At 67.8% G+C, this 15,921-nt stretch carries 20 protein-coding genes and 1 pseudogene; 16 read left to right on the forward strand and 5 right to left on the reverse strand.

Annotated features, from left to right (window positions below; translation table 11 throughout):
- The first annotated feature begins 4 nt into the window (after positions 1-4).
- The 4 genes and pseudogenes from Q1A87_RS19250 to Q1A87_RS19265 form a co-directional block, all read left to right on the forward strand.
- Positions 5-1,282, forward strand: a complete 1,278-nt coding sequence (locus tag Q1A87_RS19250) for a trehalase family glycosidase (protein ID WP_299655241.1) — start codon at positions 5-7, stop codon at positions 1,280-1,282.
- Positions 1,279-1,968 (forward strand): D-lyxose/D-mannose family sugar isomerase, encoded by a 690-nt coding sequence (locus Q1A87_RS19255; protein ID WP_299655192.1) that lies wholly within the window; start codon positions 1,279-1,281, stop codon positions 1,966-1,968. Before Q1A87_RS19250 ends, Q1A87_RS19255 begins: the two co-directional genes overlap by 4 nt.
- 162 nt (positions 1,969-2,130) lie before the next feature.
- Positions 2,131-2,394, forward strand: a complete 264-nt coding sequence (locus Q1A87_RS19260) for a GNAT family N-acetyltransferase (RefSeq protein WP_299655195.1) — start codon at positions 2,131-2,133, stop codon at positions 2,392-2,394.
- Positions 2,391-3,573, forward strand: a pseudogene (locus Q1A87_RS19265) (DUF4147 domain-containing protein); the annotation flags it as partial. The gene Q1A87_RS19260 and the pseudogene Q1A87_RS19265, both read left to right, overlap by 4 nt.
- A 43-nt stretch (positions 3,574-3,616) precedes the next feature.
- On the opposite strand, the gene Q1A87_RS19270 reads toward Q1A87_RS19265, so the two are convergent.
- Entirely contained in the window at positions 3,617-4,357 is a 741-nt protein-coding gene (locus tag Q1A87_RS19270; protein ID WP_299655198.1) for a hypothetical protein, read from the reverse strand.
- Positions 4,358-4,418: 61 nt separating this feature from the next.
- Here Q1A87_RS19270 and Q1A87_RS19275 point away from each other — a divergent pair, with 61 nt between their 5' ends.
- The 7 genes from Q1A87_RS19275 to Q1A87_RS19305 all read left to right on the forward strand — a co-directional run bounded on the left by Q1A87_RS19275 (position 4,419) and on the right by Q1A87_RS19305 (position 8,600).
- Positions 4,419-4,895, forward strand: coding sequence for a MarR family transcriptional regulator (locus Q1A87_RS19275; protein WP_299655201.1), 477 nt, complete (start codon positions 4,419-4,421; stop codon positions 4,893-4,895).
- Positions 4,892-6,022 carry a YHYH protein gene (locus tag Q1A87_RS19280; RefSeq protein WP_299655204.1) on the forward strand — a complete coding sequence of 377 codons (1,131 nt, stop codon included), beginning with the start codon at positions 4,892-4,894 and terminating at the stop codon, positions 6,020-6,022. Before Q1A87_RS19275 ends, Q1A87_RS19280 begins: the two co-directional genes overlap by 4 nt.
- A 25-nt stretch (positions 6,023-6,047) precedes the next feature.
- Positions 6,048-6,428, forward strand: coding sequence for a hypothetical protein (locus Q1A87_RS19285; RefSeq protein ID WP_299655207.1), 381 nt, complete (start codon positions 6,048-6,050; stop codon positions 6,426-6,428).
- Positions 6,429-6,518: 90 nt separating this feature from the next.
- Entirely contained in the window at positions 6,519-7,037 is a 519-nt protein-coding gene (locus tag Q1A87_RS19290; RefSeq protein WP_299655210.1) for a YHYH protein, read from the forward strand.
- Between the two features lie 62 nt (positions 7,038-7,099).
- Entirely contained in the window at positions 7,100-7,774 is a 675-nt protein-coding gene (locus tag Q1A87_RS19295) for a MarC family protein (RefSeq protein ID WP_299655213.1), read from the forward strand.
- A 70-nt stretch (positions 7,775-7,844) separates the two neighbouring features.
- On the forward strand, positions 7,845-8,129 hold the full coding sequence (locus Q1A87_RS19300; protein WP_299655216.1) for a hypothetical protein: 285 nt from the start codon (positions 7,845-7,847) through the stop codon (positions 8,127-8,129).
- A 9-nt stretch (positions 8,130-8,138) separates the two neighbouring features.
- Positions 8,139-8,600: an AraC family transcriptional regulator gene (locus Q1A87_RS19305; RefSeq protein WP_299655219.1), complete on the forward strand. Its 462-nt coding sequence runs from the start codon at positions 8,139-8,141 to the stop codon at positions 8,598-8,600.
- Here Q1A87_RS19305 and Q1A87_RS19310 read toward each other — a convergent pair.
- Entirely contained in the window at positions 8,557-9,543 is a 987-nt protein-coding gene (locus tag Q1A87_RS19310) for a zinc-dependent alcohol dehydrogenase family protein (protein ID WP_299655222.1), read from the reverse strand. The two genes, Q1A87_RS19305 and Q1A87_RS19310, sit on opposite strands and share 44 nt — an antisense overlap.
- A gap of 75 nt (positions 9,544-9,618) precedes the next feature.
- Complete coding sequence (locus tag Q1A87_RS19315) at positions 9,619-10,545, reverse strand: LysR family transcriptional regulator (protein ID WP_299655225.1); 927 nt, start codon at positions 10,543-10,545, stop codon at positions 9,619-9,621.
- A gap of 108 nt (positions 10,546-10,653) precedes the next feature.
- Between Q1A87_RS19315 and Q1A87_RS19320 the strand changes: the two genes are divergently transcribed.
- Genes Q1A87_RS19320 through Q1A87_RS19330 form a run of 3 tightly spaced genes read left to right on the forward strand, consistent with a single transcriptional unit; the run spans position 10,654 to position 12,730 of the window.
- A complete protein-coding gene (locus Q1A87_RS19320) occupies positions 10,654-10,956 on the forward strand; it encodes a DUF1330 domain-containing protein (protein WP_299655228.1) in 303 nt (100 codons plus the stop codon).
- Positions 10,957-10,985: 29 nt separating this feature from the next.
- Entirely contained in the window at positions 10,986-11,957 is a 972-nt protein-coding gene (locus Q1A87_RS19325) for an LLM class oxidoreductase (RefSeq protein ID WP_299655230.1), read from the forward strand.
- On the forward strand, positions 11,954-12,730 hold the full coding sequence (locus Q1A87_RS19330; RefSeq protein WP_299655232.1) for an SDR family NAD(P)-dependent oxidoreductase: 777 nt from the start codon (positions 11,954-11,956) through the stop codon (positions 12,728-12,730). Before Q1A87_RS19325 ends, Q1A87_RS19330 begins: the two co-directional genes overlap by 4 nt.
- Positions 12,731-12,985: 255 nt before the next feature.
- On the opposite strand, the gene Q1A87_RS19335 is transcribed toward Q1A87_RS19330, so the two are convergent.
- Positions 12,986-13,258, reverse strand: coding sequence for a hypothetical protein (locus Q1A87_RS19335; protein WP_299655233.1), 273 nt, complete (start codon positions 13,256-13,258; stop codon positions 12,986-12,988).
- Positions 13,259-13,278: 20 nt separating this feature from the next.
- Positions 13,279-13,869 (reverse strand): hypothetical protein, encoded by a 591-nt coding sequence (locus Q1A87_RS19340; RefSeq protein WP_299655235.1) that lies wholly within the window; start codon positions 13,867-13,869, stop codon positions 13,279-13,281.
- Between the two features lie 618 nt (positions 13,870-14,487).
- Between Q1A87_RS19340 and Q1A87_RS19345 the strand changes: the two genes are divergently transcribed.
- Positions 14,488-15,171 (forward strand): UPF0149 family protein, encoded by a 684-nt coding sequence (locus Q1A87_RS19345; RefSeq protein ID WP_299655237.1) that lies wholly within the window; start codon positions 14,488-14,490, stop codon positions 15,169-15,171.
- Positions 15,172-15,253: 82 nt separating this feature from the next.
- Positions 15,254-15,921, forward strand: a 668-nt coding sequence (locus Q1A87_RS19350) for a transposase (RefSeq protein ID WP_299655239.1), incomplete at its 3' end; no start/stop codon positions are given.

Raw genomic sequence — 15,921 nt, forward strand, 5'->3', positions numbered from 1 at the left:
CGACATGACCCATCCGATGATCGAACAGGCGGCCGAGATCCTGCGCGGGAACGACCGCGGCAGCTATACCGTGCCGACGCATGGCCTTTATCCGTTTCAATGGAACTGGGATTCCTGTCTGACCGCCTTGGGGCTCGCTCATTTCGACGAGGCGCGGTCCTGGACCGAGATCGACACGCTGTTCGATCACCAATGGGAGGACGGTTTTGTCCCCCATATCATATTTCACGAGGCCGATGACGGCTATTTCCCCGGCCCGGATGTCTGGCAGACCGGGCGCGACGTGCCGACGACGGGTATCACGCAGCCGCCGGTTGCCGGCTTTGCGGTCCGGCGCCTGTTCGACCGGGCACGCGACACCGACCTCGCACGCCGCCGCGCGGCGGATCTTCTGCCCCGGATCGCGCGTTGGCACGACTGGTTCTACCGCTGCCGCGATCCCCAAGGCACCGGTCTGGTCGCGATCATCCACCCGTGGGAATCGGGCCGCGACAATTCCATCGACTGGGACGCGGCGCTCGCCGCCGTGCCGACCGATGGCGTAATGTCCTTCACCCGCAAGGACATCCAGCATGCCAATCCCGACCACCGCCCCACACAGGCGCAATACGAACGCTATATCTGGCTCGTGCAGCATTTCCGGTCGCTGGACTGGGACCACGCGAAACTGCACGATGCGTCGCCCTTCCGGGTGGTCGATCCCGGCTTCAACGCGATCCTGATCCGCTCCTGCCTCGATCTGGCCGCTATGGCCGACACGCTAGGGCAGGGCGACATCGCCCGGTCCGCCCGGGCGCAGGCGCAAAAGGGTCTGACCGCGCTGGAGTCACTCTGGAACGACGCGCATGGCCAGTACCTGTGCCATGACCGGGCGGCCAACACGACCGTCGACAGCCCATCGGTCGGCGGCCTGCTCCCGGCATTCGCGCCGATCCCGGCCGCGCGGAGCAAGGCTATCGTCGCGCGGCTGGAGGTCATCGGCAAGCGCTCCGAATATCTCGTCGCAAGCCACGATCCGGATTCCGCAGAATTCGAATCCCTGCGCTACTGGCGCGGTCCGGTATGGCTGATCGTGAACTACATGATCGCCGACGGCCTGCGAACGGCAGGCGAAGACGCGATGGCGGACCGTATCGTCGCCGAGAGCCTGCACCTGATCGAACAGAGCGGCTTCGCGGAATATTACGACCCGATGGACGGCACGCCCTGCGGCGGCGGCAGCTTCACCTGGACGGCGGCGATGGTTGTCGAGTTCCTGACGAAGGGCAGGGTGCCAGCATGAAGCGATCCGAAATCAACGCCATCATGGCCGACGCGCACGAGATGATCCGGCGGCACGGATTTACCCTGCCACCTTTCGCCGACTGGACGCCTGAAGAGTTTGTGAAAAGTTTGAATCGGGCGCGCCACGTGATCGACGCGCGTTGCGGCTGGGACATCACCGATTACGGCGCCGGTGACTTCGAAACGATGGGATTGTTCCTGTTCACTCTGCGCAACGGGCGTCTCGCCGATCTGCGCAAGGGCGGCGGCATGTGCTACGCTGAGAAGCTGCTGATCTCGCGGCAGGATCAACTCTCGCCGATGCACACCCACGTCATCAAGTCCGAGGACATCATCAACCGCGGCGGGGCTACCCTGGTCGTCGAGCTTTACGGGTCCGACGATGCGGGCGGGTTCGCCGAGGATCGCGGCGGCACGGTCTGGTGCGACGGCATCCGTCGCGACTATGTGCCCGGGGAGAAGCTGTCCTTCGCGCCGGGCGAAAGCGTGACCCTGCGGCCGGGCGACTGGCACGCCTTCTGGGGCGAGGGCGGAGACGTTCTGGTCGGCGAGATTTCCACCGTGAACGATGACGAAACCGACAACATCTTCCGTGATCCCATCGGGCGGTTCTCGACCATCGACGAAGACACCACGCCGACGCATCTGCTAGTCAGCGACTACGCGACGTGGCTGGCGGCGTGATCCACGACGCCACCGCGGACCCCACGTTTCCGGAGCACCTGGAACGGGCGCGGCTGGACGATCTGCGGCGGGGCGCGGCGCAAGGCGTGAACAGCCGCGTCGCCCTGGCGGTTCGCGATGAAGTCGGTGCCCTGACGGCTGGACTGGACGCTACGACCTCCTATGGGCGGCTGCGCGTCGGTCTGCTTTGGGTCGGGCCCGCGTCCCGCCGGTCTGGGCCAGGCGCTGCTGGACCGCGCTATTGCGCTGGCCAAAGGGCGCGGATGTCATTCAGCGTGGCCCGAAACCTCCAACCGCTCCGCGCTCGCCTTCTACCGCAGCGCAGGGTTCGCCCTGTTCGGCGAATTGCGTAACGCGGCGGGCCAGAAACCCGAAGGTCATGCGCGCTGGTTCCTGTCTCGCTCGTTCGACAAGGAAGCAACATGACGCTTGACCCGGTCCGCGACCCACGCGCCTTCCTGACCGACCTGTTCCGCATCGCCGTCGATGCGGCGGACCCGATGCAGATCGTCGCCCCGAACTCGCCGCGGCGTCCCGAAGGTCGGCTGCTGGTGATCGGCGCAGGAAAGGCCAGTGCGCGCATGGCCGAGGCGGTCGAGGCCGAGTACGGCCCTTGCGAGGGCCTGGTGCTTACGCGCTACGGCTACGCGCGCCCCTGCGAAGGGATCCAAATCGTCGAGGCCGCGCGTCCGGTACCGGACGCCACGGGCGAGGCGGCGACGGTCCGCGCTGGATATGGGGCAGCGTCTGTCCGCCGACGATCTGGTGATCGCGCTGATCTCGGGCGGTGGATCGGCCCTGCTCTGTGCTCCGAGCGAGGGTCTGACGCTGGCCGACAAGCAGGTGCTCAATACCGCGCTGCTGGCCTCTGGCGCGCCCATCTCGGCGATGAACCGGCTGCGCAAGGTGGCTTCCCGCGCCAAGGGCGGTCGTTTCGCGGCGGCCTGTGTCCCGGCCCGTGTGCTCAGTCTCATCATTTCCGACGTTCCGGGCGACGCGCCGTGGGAAATCGCGTCGGGCCCCACGGTGGGCGACCCGGACGGTTCCGTCGCGGGCGTGGCCGAGATCCTCGACCGCTACGCTATTGATCTGCCGACCCATCTGCGGAATGCGCTGCTGGACGGCGCGGAGCCGCTGTGGGCTTCCGACCCCCGGCTTGCCAATGCCGAAGCGCGTGTGATCGCCGCCCCGCGCCAGTCTCTCGACGCGGCAGCCGACGAGGCCCGCGCGGCCGGGATAACAGCGCGCCAGCTCGGCGACGCACTGGAGGGCGAAGCCCGCGATCTGGCCAAGGCACAGGCGGAAGAAGCGCTCGCCGTCGCCGCCACGATGGCGCCCAGCAATGCCCCCGTGCTGCTTCTTTCCGGCGGCGAATGCACAGTTACAAGGCGCGACGACGGGGTCGGCGGCCCCAATGCCAAATTCGCACTTGCAGCAGCGATTGCGCTTGCGGGCCATCCGCGCATCCACCTGATCGCCTGCGACACCGACGGCGTGGACGGGGCGGTGGAGCTCGCGGGGGCCTATTCGGGCCCCGACACGCTGGCTTACGCCCGTGAGGCAGGTTGTGATCCGGCCCGCGCGCTTGACACAAACGACGCCCACTGATTCTTTGCCACGATCAGCGGCCAGATTGTCACCGGCCGCCTCAGGCTGGGGGAGGCACGGCCAAGACGAGCTGCGTGATCACGGCATCGGCGGCGTAGAAGCCCCAGTGCAGGGCGTAGGTCCATGCGAAGCCGCGCCGGGCGCGCAGGTAGAGATGGGGGACGATCAGGCCGAACAGCGTCGCCGCGACGGTGAAGCGCGCAACGTAGAGCGCGGTGAACCCGTCCAGCGCGAGCGTGAGGTGGAAGCCGCCGGAGAGCGCGGCCATCATCAGCCCGATGGCGCGGATGGGCATCCCGGCCGCGTACGCGCGGCGCACCATCGCGGCGACGAGCACCTGCTGGAACAGGATGTCGGCGGACTTGGGAAGGTAGGACCAGGCGGAGGCGAACATGAACTCCGGCGGGTTGGGAGGCGCGCGCCACACCGACACCTCGGGCAGTAGCGGCAGGGCGAGCGCCACGAAGGCGCCGTAGGCCGCCGGGATCGGCGCGAGGATCGCGGCGTTGCCTGCAATTCCCGGGCGCGTCATCGCACCGGTCAGGACGCTCCGGAACGCCGCAAATGCGAGCGCCGCCCAGCCCAAGTAGTAGACGGCGAAGAGGACGGGTGCGTCGTCGTAGCCGGCCTGCACGCCGGGCGCGTCCGCAAGCGCGTAGTAGCCCCAGCTCGACACCGACCAAAGCACCGCGACGGGGGCAAGCGTCGGCGCCATCCGAGCGAGGGCCCACGGTGCGCCTCCGCCCCCCGTCCCACTAGCTCCGTCCTGCCATGCGGTCATTGCGCGTCCTCCCAGTAATGGCCCTTGCGGCCGGCTGATACATCGTATACGAACTGTTCGCATGGCAAGTTATTGGTTCGCCCTCCACCACCTCCTGCACTCGGCCGATCTGGTCGAAGACGCCCTGCGGCGGCGCCTATCGCGGACCGGCGTCGGCCCGCGCCAAGCGCGGGTGATCGACGCGCTCGCGCGCATGGAGCCCACGTCGCAGGTCGCGCTCGCCCGCGCGTTCGGGCTGGGCGCGGCGGCGATGAGCACGATGACGGCCCGGCTGATCGAGGCCGGCTACGTCAGCCGCGAGACGAACCCAAAGGAGGCGCGGGCGAACTTGCTGCGCCTCACGGACGAGGGGCGCGCGCTGCTGACGGACATCCACGCGGCTTGGCTAGACATTGATCGGTTGATCGAGGGCGCCATCGGCGTGGGGCCCGCCGTCGAACTGGCCGGCCATGCCCGCGCCCTACGTGACGCGCTCGGCGGCCGCGCGCCGGGCACGGTCCCCGACATCGAGACATCCACCGAAGGAACCAAGACATGACCAGACCCATCGCCCTCGGCGCGCTCGCGTCCCTCGCGGCGCTCGCGGGCACGTCCGCCGCCGCCCACCCCAACGGGCCAGCCTTCGACGCCTCGATCTTCACCGAAGAGCCGCAGGTCGTGGACTGCACGCTGGAGGACAGCACTGCCTCCATCTGCTTCGAGTTCACAGTGGCCGCCGCACCCGAGACCTTGGAGATCGGCCCCTTCTGCCCAGCCACGCTGGACGAGGCGGGCGGGCTATGGGCCTGGGACGGCGACGAACCGGGCCTCTACCGCCTCGACCGCGCCTTCTTCGAGATGTTGGCCGCGCAGGGCTACACGTTCTACGATGAGGACGGCACGGTCGCCGTGACGGACATCCGCCTCGACCGCCCCGCGACCGATCACGACTGCCTGTCTGCCTCACTGGACGAGGGCGTGGCCATGACGATCCGTCTGCCGATGGAGCCGCGAATGGCCGAGGCGCCCACCCCGCTGGGCACCGTGGCCGATGTGGGCGTGGGCCTCGACGGCGTGCCGATCTTCGCCGACGCGCCCTCGGTGCTGGAGACCGGGCACCTGCCCGCGCTCGACCTGTGCGGCGGTCACGTCGATCCGGGCGGCTGGTATCACTGGCACGCGACCTCGACCGACATGGCGACGACGCTGGAGGCCGAAGGGGTGGACGCCGAATGCACCGCTGTGGTGCAGGACGCCGCCGCGCCGTTCGGCTTCGCCTTCGACGGATATCCGATGTTCGGCTCCACGGAGGCGGACGGCACGGCGCCCGAAGGGCTGGACGCATGCGGCGGCCATGTCGGCCCGACCGCCTTCGGCGAGACCTACCATTACCACGCCTCCCAGACCTTCCCGAACCTGCCCGCCTGCCTGTCCGGCGTGGTCGCGGAAGGCAACTTCGCCACCACCGCCGCGCAGGGCATTGGCGCGGCCGGAGGACCGGGTGGACCCGGAGGCGGCACCCCTCCAGGCTTCGAGGAGGCCGCCGCGACGCTCGGCATCGAGACCGAGGCGCTGATGCGCGCCATGCAGGAGGCCGGAGGTCCGAACGCCGACCTCACCCAGGTCGCCGCCGTCCTCGGCGTGGCCGAGGCCGCCCTGCGCGCCGTTCTGCTCGCCCGTCCCTGAGACCAGCACGCCAAGGAGACTTCCCATGACCAGGCCCCTGCTTGCCGCGCTGCTCTGCTGCGCCGCCGGTCCTGCCGCCGCCCAGGACGACAACAATCGCCTGACCCATATCGCCGCCTTCTTCGCCGAGGCAGACATGCGCGCGGGCCCGGAGATCGTGGAGTGCACCCTCTCGGGCGGCGCCGAGACGCGATGCGTGCGCTTCACTGTCGCGGCCATGCCGCAGACTTACACGCCGGGGCCGTGGTGCCCGGCGCAGGTGACCGATGGCCCCGAGGCAGGCGGCATCTGGTTCCTGGGCGACGAAGTGGTCGACGTGGACGGCGCGTTCATCACCTCCCTCGCCGAGATCTACGGCGACGAGAACTGGCAGCTCTACGACCCCGAAACCGGCGCCGTGCGCTAAACCGCCACGCTGGATGCCTGCGAGGCCGCCGCCCGCCCCGACGTTGATCCCGAATACCGGAACCACTGCGTCCAGTGCCCGCCCGAGCAGATGCCCGAGGAGGCGGTCATCACCTATGCGATCCCGCTCGATCCCGTGGCGGCGGACGCGCCCGGCCAGACGAGGCGCACCGGATCAGGCGTGGCCCATAATGGCGTGCGCCTCGACGGCCCCGCGCCGGTGGACGCGATCCTCGGCGCCTACACCATCGCCGCCTTCGACGATTGCGGCGGGCACGTGAACCCGGCCGTGGGCTATCACTACCACGCGGTGACGGATTGCCTGGACGGCGCCGGAACGCTCGATGCCACCTTTGGCGCGCCCCTCGGCCTCGCGATGGACGGGCACATGATCTACCCGCATCTGCTCGCGGACGGCACGGAACCCACGGGCCTCGATCAATGCAATGGGTATGAAGTGGACGGCACATATGTCTATCACGCTGGCGCCCCCGGCTCGAACGCGATCCTCGGCTGCCTCGTGGCGCAGGCGGGCTGCACGCTGAATGACCCGGAGGGCACTTGCGATGCCTCCGCCACCGCCCGTCGCGGCCCCCCGCCGCGTGACTGATCCCCCTTCGCCGGCAGCTTCCCGCTCCGAAGGGCGCGGCCTTATCCCGAAAGCCCCCGCCCATGCTTGATATCGAATGGCCCGCCCTGTTGCGCGAGCTGATCACGCTCTTCGTCGTGATCGACCCCGTGGGCACCGTGCCGGTCTATCTCTACGCGGTCGCCTCCGTGCCCCGGCACCTGCATCGCCGCTTCGCGCTGCGGGCCGTGGCCATCGCCACGCTCGTGCTTCTGGCCTTCCTCGCCTTCGGGCAGATGGTGCTGGAGACGCTCGGCCTGCGTCTTGGCTCGTTCCAGATCGCGGGCGGGATCGTCCTCTTCCTCTTCGCGCTCTCGATGATCTTCGGCGAGTCCAAGCCCCAGGCCGAGATCGCCGAGGCCGAGCGCGACCACTTCGCCGGCGCCGTCTTCCCCCTGGCCATCCCGTCCATCGCCTCGCCCGGCGCGATGCTGGCCATCGTGTTCCTCACCGAGAACCGCACCAACACCCTGCAAGAGCAGGCCGTCACGGCGGCGCTTCTGCTGGTCGTGCTGGCGCTCACGCTCGTGCTCTTGCTCGCGGCCGGCCTCGTGCACCGCCTTATCGGCGACACGGGCGCCTCCGTCATCTCCCGCGTCATGGGCATTGTCCTCGCCACCATCGCGGTCGACGCCATCCTCGGCGGCTTCGACGCCATGGGCGTCTTCGACGTCGCGCCCCCTGAGAACCCCAGCCCCCTCAGCGAGGCGGCGGACTGACCCCGAAAGGACCACGCCGATCTTCCTCCTCCTCGCGCTCGCCCCGGCGCCCGCCCTGACCGAGACCTTCTTGGCCGATGTCTGGGCCGACAACTGGTTCGAGATGCGCGTGGACGGCGTGCAGGTGGCCGAGGACTCCGTCCCCATCACCACCGAGCGCGGCTTCAACGCCGAGACTTTCGCCTTCGAGGCAGAGCGTCCCTTCACGATCGGCCTCGTCGCGCGCGACTTCATCGAGGACGACACGGGGCTCGAATACATCGGCACGCGCCGCCAGCAGTTGGGCGATGGCGGCGTGATCGCGCAGGTGCGGGATGCCTTCGGCGCTACCGTCGCCGTGACGGACGCGGGCTGATCCTGCCTCGTGATCCACCGCGCACCGCTCGACGCCGCCTGCGCCGAGGCGGACGCGCGCGCCATCGAGCACATCGCCGCACGGTTGGGCGAGCCCGTTTCCGTCGACGACCTCGTCGCCCGCGTGGGCATGAGCCGCGCCGTGTTTCATCGCCGCTTCAAGGAGGCGACCATCCGCTCGCCCATCCAGTTCGCCAAGGCCATGCGGCTGAACGAGGCCGCCATGCGCATCAGTGCCGGCACGACCGTGAGCAAGGCAGCGATGGAGGTGGGCTACGCTAGCCCATCGCATTCAGCCGCGAGTTCAAGCGCATGTACGGGCATTCGCCGAGGGCTTGGCGCGGGAGCCAAGCGTCAGCGACGGCGAAGAGGCCATTCCAGCGAGCTCACCTTGCCGCCCGACTTTGTATGCGGGCACACCCCCTCGATCAGACGGTCACGACGACCTTGCCGATCGCATCGCCGCCGGTAAGGCGGTCCTGCGCCGCGCCAATCTCGTCCAGGGTGAACGCCGTGTCGTCGAGGATGGGGCGCAGGGCGCCCGCATCGGCGATCCGGGCCAGATCGCGTAGGATCTCGCCATGGGCCGCGCGTCCGACGTTGTGCAGCATCGGGATCAGCATGAACACGACGTGCAGCGACAGTCCCCGGAAGTGCGCGCCCGAGAGGTCCACCGCCTCGAGCGCCACCGTGGTCGCCACATGGCCGTTCAGCTTCGCCGCCTCGAAGGAGCGGGGCAGGTTCGCGCCCCCAACCGTGTCGAACACGACGTCGAAGCCCGTGCCGCCCGTGTGACGCGCGACGATGTCGGCGGTATCGGCCGCCTTAAAGTCCACCGCCGTGGCACCCAGCCCGTCGATCGCTGCCAGCCGCGCCCCGCCGGTGTCGGTGGCGACCACCTCGGCGCCCATGTGCCGAGCGAGCTGCACCGCGACGTGGCCCACGCCGCCCGAGCCGCCCTGGATCAGCACCGTCTGTCCGCCAGACAGGCCGGCCCGCGACAGGGCCTCGTGTGCGGTGATGCCGACGAGCGGCAGGGCCGCCGCCTCGCGCATCGTCAGCGACGCGGGCTTCGGGGCGACGAGACGGGCATCCGCGACGATCTTCTCGGCCAAAGCGCCCTGGAGGTCGGCGAGGCCGCCGGCGCAGCCATAGACCTCGTCCCCCGGCGCAAAGTCAGTCACACCGTCGCCCACGGCCTCCACCGTGCCTGCGAAGTCCATGCCCAGCACCGCCGGGAAGGCCGGCGCGAAGGGCAGGTCCGTGCCCATGTTGCGGATCATCGTGTCCACGGTGTTCACGCTGGTCGCGGCCACGCGGACGAGGACGTGGCCGGGCGCAACCTCGGGCTCCGGCAGGTCAGCGGCCTCGAAGGGGGCGATCTCACCGTAGGTGTTCAGGGTCATGGCACGCATGGGAAAGTCTCCGAGTTGGTTTCGGAAAGATACCTATGCCATCCCTCGCAGCGAATAACCGGAGCAAATCCGGAGTCAGCCTTCGCGATCCGCAGATAATGAGCCGCTTGTTTGCCAAGGCAGTTGGCGCCCAATCCGTTCCACGAGGAAGTCGATCAGCACGCGCACCTTCGCCGTCAGCACGTTGGCCTTGGGGTAGACGAGCCAGAGCACCGCGCGGTCGTCGACCTCCCACCCCGGAAGCACGCGGACAAGCCGCCCTTGCGCGAGGTCGTCCTGCACCAGCCAGAGCGCATTGGCCGAGATGCCCGCCCCGGCCAGGGTCGCTGCGCGCTGGCTCGCCCCGTCGTCGATACGGATGCGCTCGCCTTCTCCGAAGGTCGACCGCGCCCCGCCAGGCCCCAAGAGCGGCCGGGGCCCGGATCGCCCGAAGGCGAGCAGGCGATGGCGCTCGAGGTCATCCGGCCCTTCTGGCGTGCCGTGAGCGTCGAGATAGGCAGGCGCGGCCACCAACACGCGCGGGTCGTCAGCCAGCTTGCGAGCCATCAGCCCGGAGTCGGCCATGGGCGCGGAGCGCAGGGCCAAGTCGAACGATCCTTCGATCGGATCGAAGGGCAGGTCCGTCAGGCGCAAGTCGAGCGAGAGGCCGGGATGGCGGTCCAGGAGTTCCGGCAGCAGCGGCGCGACGTAGAGCTGTGCGAAGGTGGACGACGCAGCGAAGCGCACGAGGCCAGAGACCTCCGCCGTCCCCTGCCCGAGTGCCGCGAGCCCCGCGTCCGCCTGGGTGACGACCTCGCGCGCGAAGGGCAGGAACGCTGCGCCCTCCGTCGACAGCGACACTTTGCGCGTCGAGCGGTGCAGCAGGTCCGCGCCAACCGCGCGCTCCAGCTTGGCCAACCGCGCCGACGCGGCGGCAGGTCCGAGTCCCAGATCGCGCCCGGCGGCGGAGATGTTCAGCCGGTCGGCGGCCGCAACGAAGAGGCGCAGGCTCAGGATATCCATAGATTGCCCGGATTTGGCGAAGACTGTTTCCGAAACACATCTGTTTATTCGGGGAGTGCAAGGGCCGACCTATCGGTCAGTCGAAAGATGTTAGGAAAGGACCGAGAGATGACCGCGTATTCCGTGCTGGAAGTGACCCCCAAGACCGAGGACTGGATCGAGGACTACCTGCCGACCGCCAATAAGGTGATCGCCCGCCATGGCGGCAGGTACCTTGCGCGCACCCAGACCCATGAGGTGCTCGAAGGCGAGAACCGCGAAGTGGGTCTGCGCATCGTGATCGAATGGCCGTCCATGGACGCGGCCCACGCCTTCGAGAGCGATCCCGAATACGCGCCGCACCTCAAAGCGCGTCTCGCCAACTCGCGCAGCCATCACGCGTTGATTGCCGGCATGGACGACCTCGCCTGACCGCCACGGAATCTGGGAAGGAGATCGCCATGCTAGACGATGCCGAACGGTTCGCCCCTCTGAACCGTGCCTATGCCGATACCTTCCGCCCCGGCCGGCTGAGCGTCGGTCTCGTCGTGCCGATCGACGCCTACCCGGACGCCCGGGCGCCCGAGGTCGCCGATCACGTGGCCCGCATCAGGCTGGCCGAACGGCTGGGCTTCGCCGCCATCTGGCTGCGCGACGTGCCCTTCGACGTGCCGAGCTTCGGCGATGCGGGCCAAGTACTCGACCCGTTCGTGCTGCTCGGCGCGCTGGCGGCCTTGACCGACCGGATCGCGCTCGGAGTGGCGAGCCTGATCCTCCCGCTGCGCCACCCGGCGCATGTCGCCAAGGCCGCGGCCAGTGTGGACACGATGTCGGGCGGGCGGCTCCTGCTCGGCGTCGCTTCAGGGGACCGGCCAGAGGAATACCCCACGATGGGTGCCGACCATGCAGGCCGCGGCGACGCGTTCCGCGCGGCCTTCGACTACGTGCGCCGCATGGCCGATCCCTTCCCGGTATTCGAGAATGCGTTTGGCGCGCCGGACGGACGCGGTGACCTGCGGCCCAAACCGGTCGCGGGCCGCCTTCCAATGCTAATCACAGGCGGATCGCAGCAAAGCTCCGATTGGGGTGCGGCGAATGCGGACGGCCTAATCACTTATCCGCGTGCGGCGGCCGAACAGGCGCGCGCGCTTTCACGCTGGCGGGACCGTATTCCCGAAGGCCAGTCGCCGAAGCCGGTGATGCAGCCGCTTTACGTCGATCTGGTGGACGATCCGGACGCGCCGGCCACGCCGCTGCATCTGGGCTTCCGGTCGGGCATCCGGCCCCTGGCCGAGTATCTGCGCGCCGTGCGAGCGGCTGGGGTGAACCACGTCGCGCTAAACCTGCGCTTCAACCGCGCCCCCATCGAACGGACGCTGGAGCGCCTCGCCGCCGACCTCCTCCCCCTCTTCCACGACGGAGACGACGCATGAAGACGATCCTGATCACCGGCGCCACGGACGGCATCGGCCGCGAGACCGCCAAGGCGCTGGCCGCCGATGGGCATCGCGTGCTGATTCACGGGCGCAGCGCCGAGAAGCTCGACGCGATCGCCCACGAGCTCGGCGGCGCCGCGACCTACCGCGCCGACCTATCGCGCCCACACGAGGTCCGCGCCCTCACCAAGGCGGTGCGCGCGGACCATGGCCGGCTCGACGTGCTGATTAACAACGCCGGCGTCTACAACGCCCCCGAGGCGCAGACGGCGGACGGGCTCGACATCCGCTTCGCAGTCAACACCGTTGCGCCCTACGTCCTGACGCGGAGCCTGTTGCCGATCGTGCCCACCGAGGGGCGGATCGTGAACCTGTCCTCCGCCGCGCAGGCGCCCGTCGATCTGGCTGCGCTGGCGGGGGACAGGCCGCTCGGCGCGGGCCAGGCATACGCGCAGAGCAAGCTGGCCCTGACGATGTGGACGAACGCACTTGCGACCGAACTCGGCCCGCATGGCCCCGTCGCCGTGTCGGTGAACCCCGGCTCGCTGCTGGGCACCAAGATGGTGCGTGAGGCCTTCGGCACGTCGGGCAACGACGTGCGAACCGGCGTCGACATCCTCGTCCGCGCCGCGCTGTCGGACGAGTTCGCGGATGCTAGGGGCCGCTACTTCGACAACGATGCGGGTCGGTTCGGCCCGCCCCATCCGGACGCCGGCGATCCTGCCAAGTGCGAAGCCGTCATGCGGATGGTCGAGACGCTGATAACCTGACACCTCGGCCAAACGTCGCGACCGGGTGCGCCCGTGAGAAACACGCTCGTGGAACGGGTCAGCTGTCGCAATAGCGTCCGTACAGACTTTCAGAACGGTCCAGCAGCCAAGTCTAGATCCATACGGAGCATCATGCTGCATTCGCAGCATGATTCGCCGAAGCCGCCCTTCATGTTAAGCGCAGCATCCGGGAAATTCGGGCTCGAAGCAGCTAATCGCCGCAGCAGGGACGAACGGCCGGTTCGGGACCACGCCCTAGTCGATCGCCTCGAACTGGACGCCGGCCCCATCGCCGAAATACCGGACGTAGCGGTCGAAGATGGCCCGAAACTCGGTCCGCGCCCGCACCGCCTCGTCGTTGAGGCAGTTCAGGTAATCCTCGGTGCCGTCGATGTAGTCCTGGTACTGCTCGTCGATCAGCGCGCGCAGCTCGGGGTCGTCCTCGGGCGGGGCATAGGCGAAGGGCGCCTCGGGCGGCAGGCATCCGACCTGGGCCGCAGCCAGGGTCGGCGCCGTCGTCATTGCCATCAGCAGGATTGCGCCGCGGATCAATCCGTGTAGCGCACGCGGATGCGCGAGCTGCGCCCGGTATCGAACCGTTGCCAGCCTTGCGAGTATTCCTGGTCCGTCCCGGGCTCGAGCGTCAGATTGACCCGGAAGTCGCGGCGCTCGGGGGCGGTCTTGTTGGTGTAGCTCGTCACCGTGTTGTCGCCCTCGGGCGTCCAGCCGTGCCGCTGATAAGCGCTGTCGTAGCAGAACGTGTTGACCGTCTGGCTCCAGTAGCCGTCATCAGCGCCGGTGGTGCGGTGGTAGAGATGCTTGCCTTCGGGGCATTCCCATCCTGCGGGCGAAGTCACCTCCTCGAACGCGTAGTCGATGTCGTAGGCGTCGTATTCCGCCCCGTTCGACATGGCGCAGAAGCCGATGGGGAATTTGCCGTCCCGCAGGCGGTCCATCATGTGATCGAAGGCGTCGGCGCAGCCGGACGGAAAGCCACCGGGCATGCACAGGAGCAGCTTACAGTCCATGTCGTAGTCCGCGGCCGAGGCGGTGGACGGGGCGATGCTAGCGAAGGCGGCGATCGCGGCCGTGCCGGCAAGGGCGATCGAGACGGAGCGGGTGCGGACAGAGGTGGTCATGTCATCTCCGGAAGGTGAGCCGCGAGGGGAACAAACAGGATTCTACCACAGGGAAACGAACCATGAATCCTCAAAATGCGCGACGTACGAGAACGGCCGAGGCTGTGTGAAAGCTCGGCCGAAGTGTGTGGACGCAGGACGGCTTCCTCAGAAAGCCCGCGAAACGGTGCCTCGGTTCTGACTGCGTCACGATCTCCGTGCCGCAGCAGGAAGTTGTTCCATCAACTTGCGTGAGAGCCGAGTTTCCACACAGCCTCGGCCCGATACTGTTGAAAAACTCCCTCGACCAGCGATCACCCGCCTCTGCCCAGAATTCCGTTCTTTCGACAGTCGAATTTGACCCTCTGACGGGGCATTATAGTCAGTTGCGAGAACGGACGTTCTAAAAGTTCGAGCCGTTTCGACGCCACCCGAGTTTTCACGAAGCCTCGGCCCTGAGCCGTCGTTCGCAAGGGTGGGCCCCGCTGCGGCGCAGCTCACCGAACCTGTCTTCCGTGGCATATTGCAGCATTATATGGCGGGCGAAGCTCAGCAGTTTAAGAACGAAGCTGGCACTGCGCGCATAGTGCGCCTGATCCTGCGCAGGCTGAAAAAGGTCCGCGCCGTTGAGAGGTCTTCATGCAACGATCAGATCACGACCTAGATCGCCTCGACGCGCTTCTGAGCGCCTTGCCCGCCGAGAACGCGCCGATGACGCTCAGCGAACTCGACGGCTACATCGTCGGCGTTCTGGCCTGCCCGGAGATGATCCCTCCCTCGGAGTGGTTGCCCGAGGTGTGGGGAGAGACGGGAGAGGCGGACTTCCCCGACCAGAAATCGGCCGAAGAAACCGTCGGTGCGGTGATGGTGCACTACAACGCCGTCGTTCAGGCGCTCAAAACTTCGCTCTGGGTCGAACCGATTTACCTGGTCGATCCCGAAGAGGACGATGTCCTGTGGGAGCCTTGGGTGGACGGCTTCATGCACGCGATGCGGCTGCGCCCAGAGACTTGGAGCCAATTCCTCGATCGCGCCGATGATGAGACACGGACGACGATGATCTTCCTGATGGCGCTTCAGGACATCAACACCGGACAGAGCAAGTTCACGGATGAAGAGATCGAACAGATCGACGCCGAAGCCCCGGATCTGATCCCGAACTGCGTCGCCACGATCCTCCACCAATCTCGCCCAGAGCTCTCAGGCGGGGCTGTCGAAAATCCACCCGAGATGCCGTTCAGGGCCTCTTCCCGGCCGGGCCGGAACGATCCGTGCTCCTGCGGATCGGGACGCAAGTATAAAAAATGCTGCGGCTGGCACTAAGTCGTCGTCCGGCATGCTCCGGCCGAGGCTGTGTGGAAACTGCCTGTCATGCTATACTTTCCCGAGGCATTTGGGGGTCAGGATGGCTGGTTTCATTGACGGCATCGACCGACAGCAGACGACGCTTTTCCCGGATCGGCTCGAGGACTGGATCGACGAGGATCACCTGGTTCGGGTGGTGGATCTCTTTGTAGACGACCTCGATCTGACCGCGCTCGGCTTCGTCCGCTGTGCTCCGGCCAGGACCGGGCGTCCGGGCTACCACCCCGCGATGCTGCTGAAGCTTTTCATCTACGGCTACCTGAACCGCATCCCGTCCAGTCGACGGCTCGAACGCGAGGCGGGGCGCAATGTAAAACTCATATGGCTGACCGGGCGGCTCGTTCCGGATCACAAGACCATCGCGGACTTCCGGCGTGACAATGGCGTTGGTATCCGTCGGACCTGCGCGCAGTTCGTGGAGCTTTGCCGCCGGATCGGGGCGCTCAAGGGGGACTGCGTCGCCATCGACGGCAGCAAGTTCAAGGCAGTCAACAACCGTGACCGGAACTTCACCAAGGGCAAGATCGCCAGCCGCCTGGCCCACCTCGAGGCTGACGTCGGGCGCTACATCGACGAGATGGTTCGGATCGACCGCCAGGAAACCGGCGAGGTGCGGGAGGAGAGTGTCGCCCGGCTCGCGCGTCGATACGGCCGCATCCGGCAAGAGATCGCGCGCCTGAAGGCGATGGACGAGGCGTTGACCGATGC

The organism is uncultured Jannaschia sp. (assembly GCF_947494055.1).
GTDB lineage: Bacteria > Pseudomonadota > Alphaproteobacteria > Rhodobacterales > Rhodobacteraceae > Jannaschia.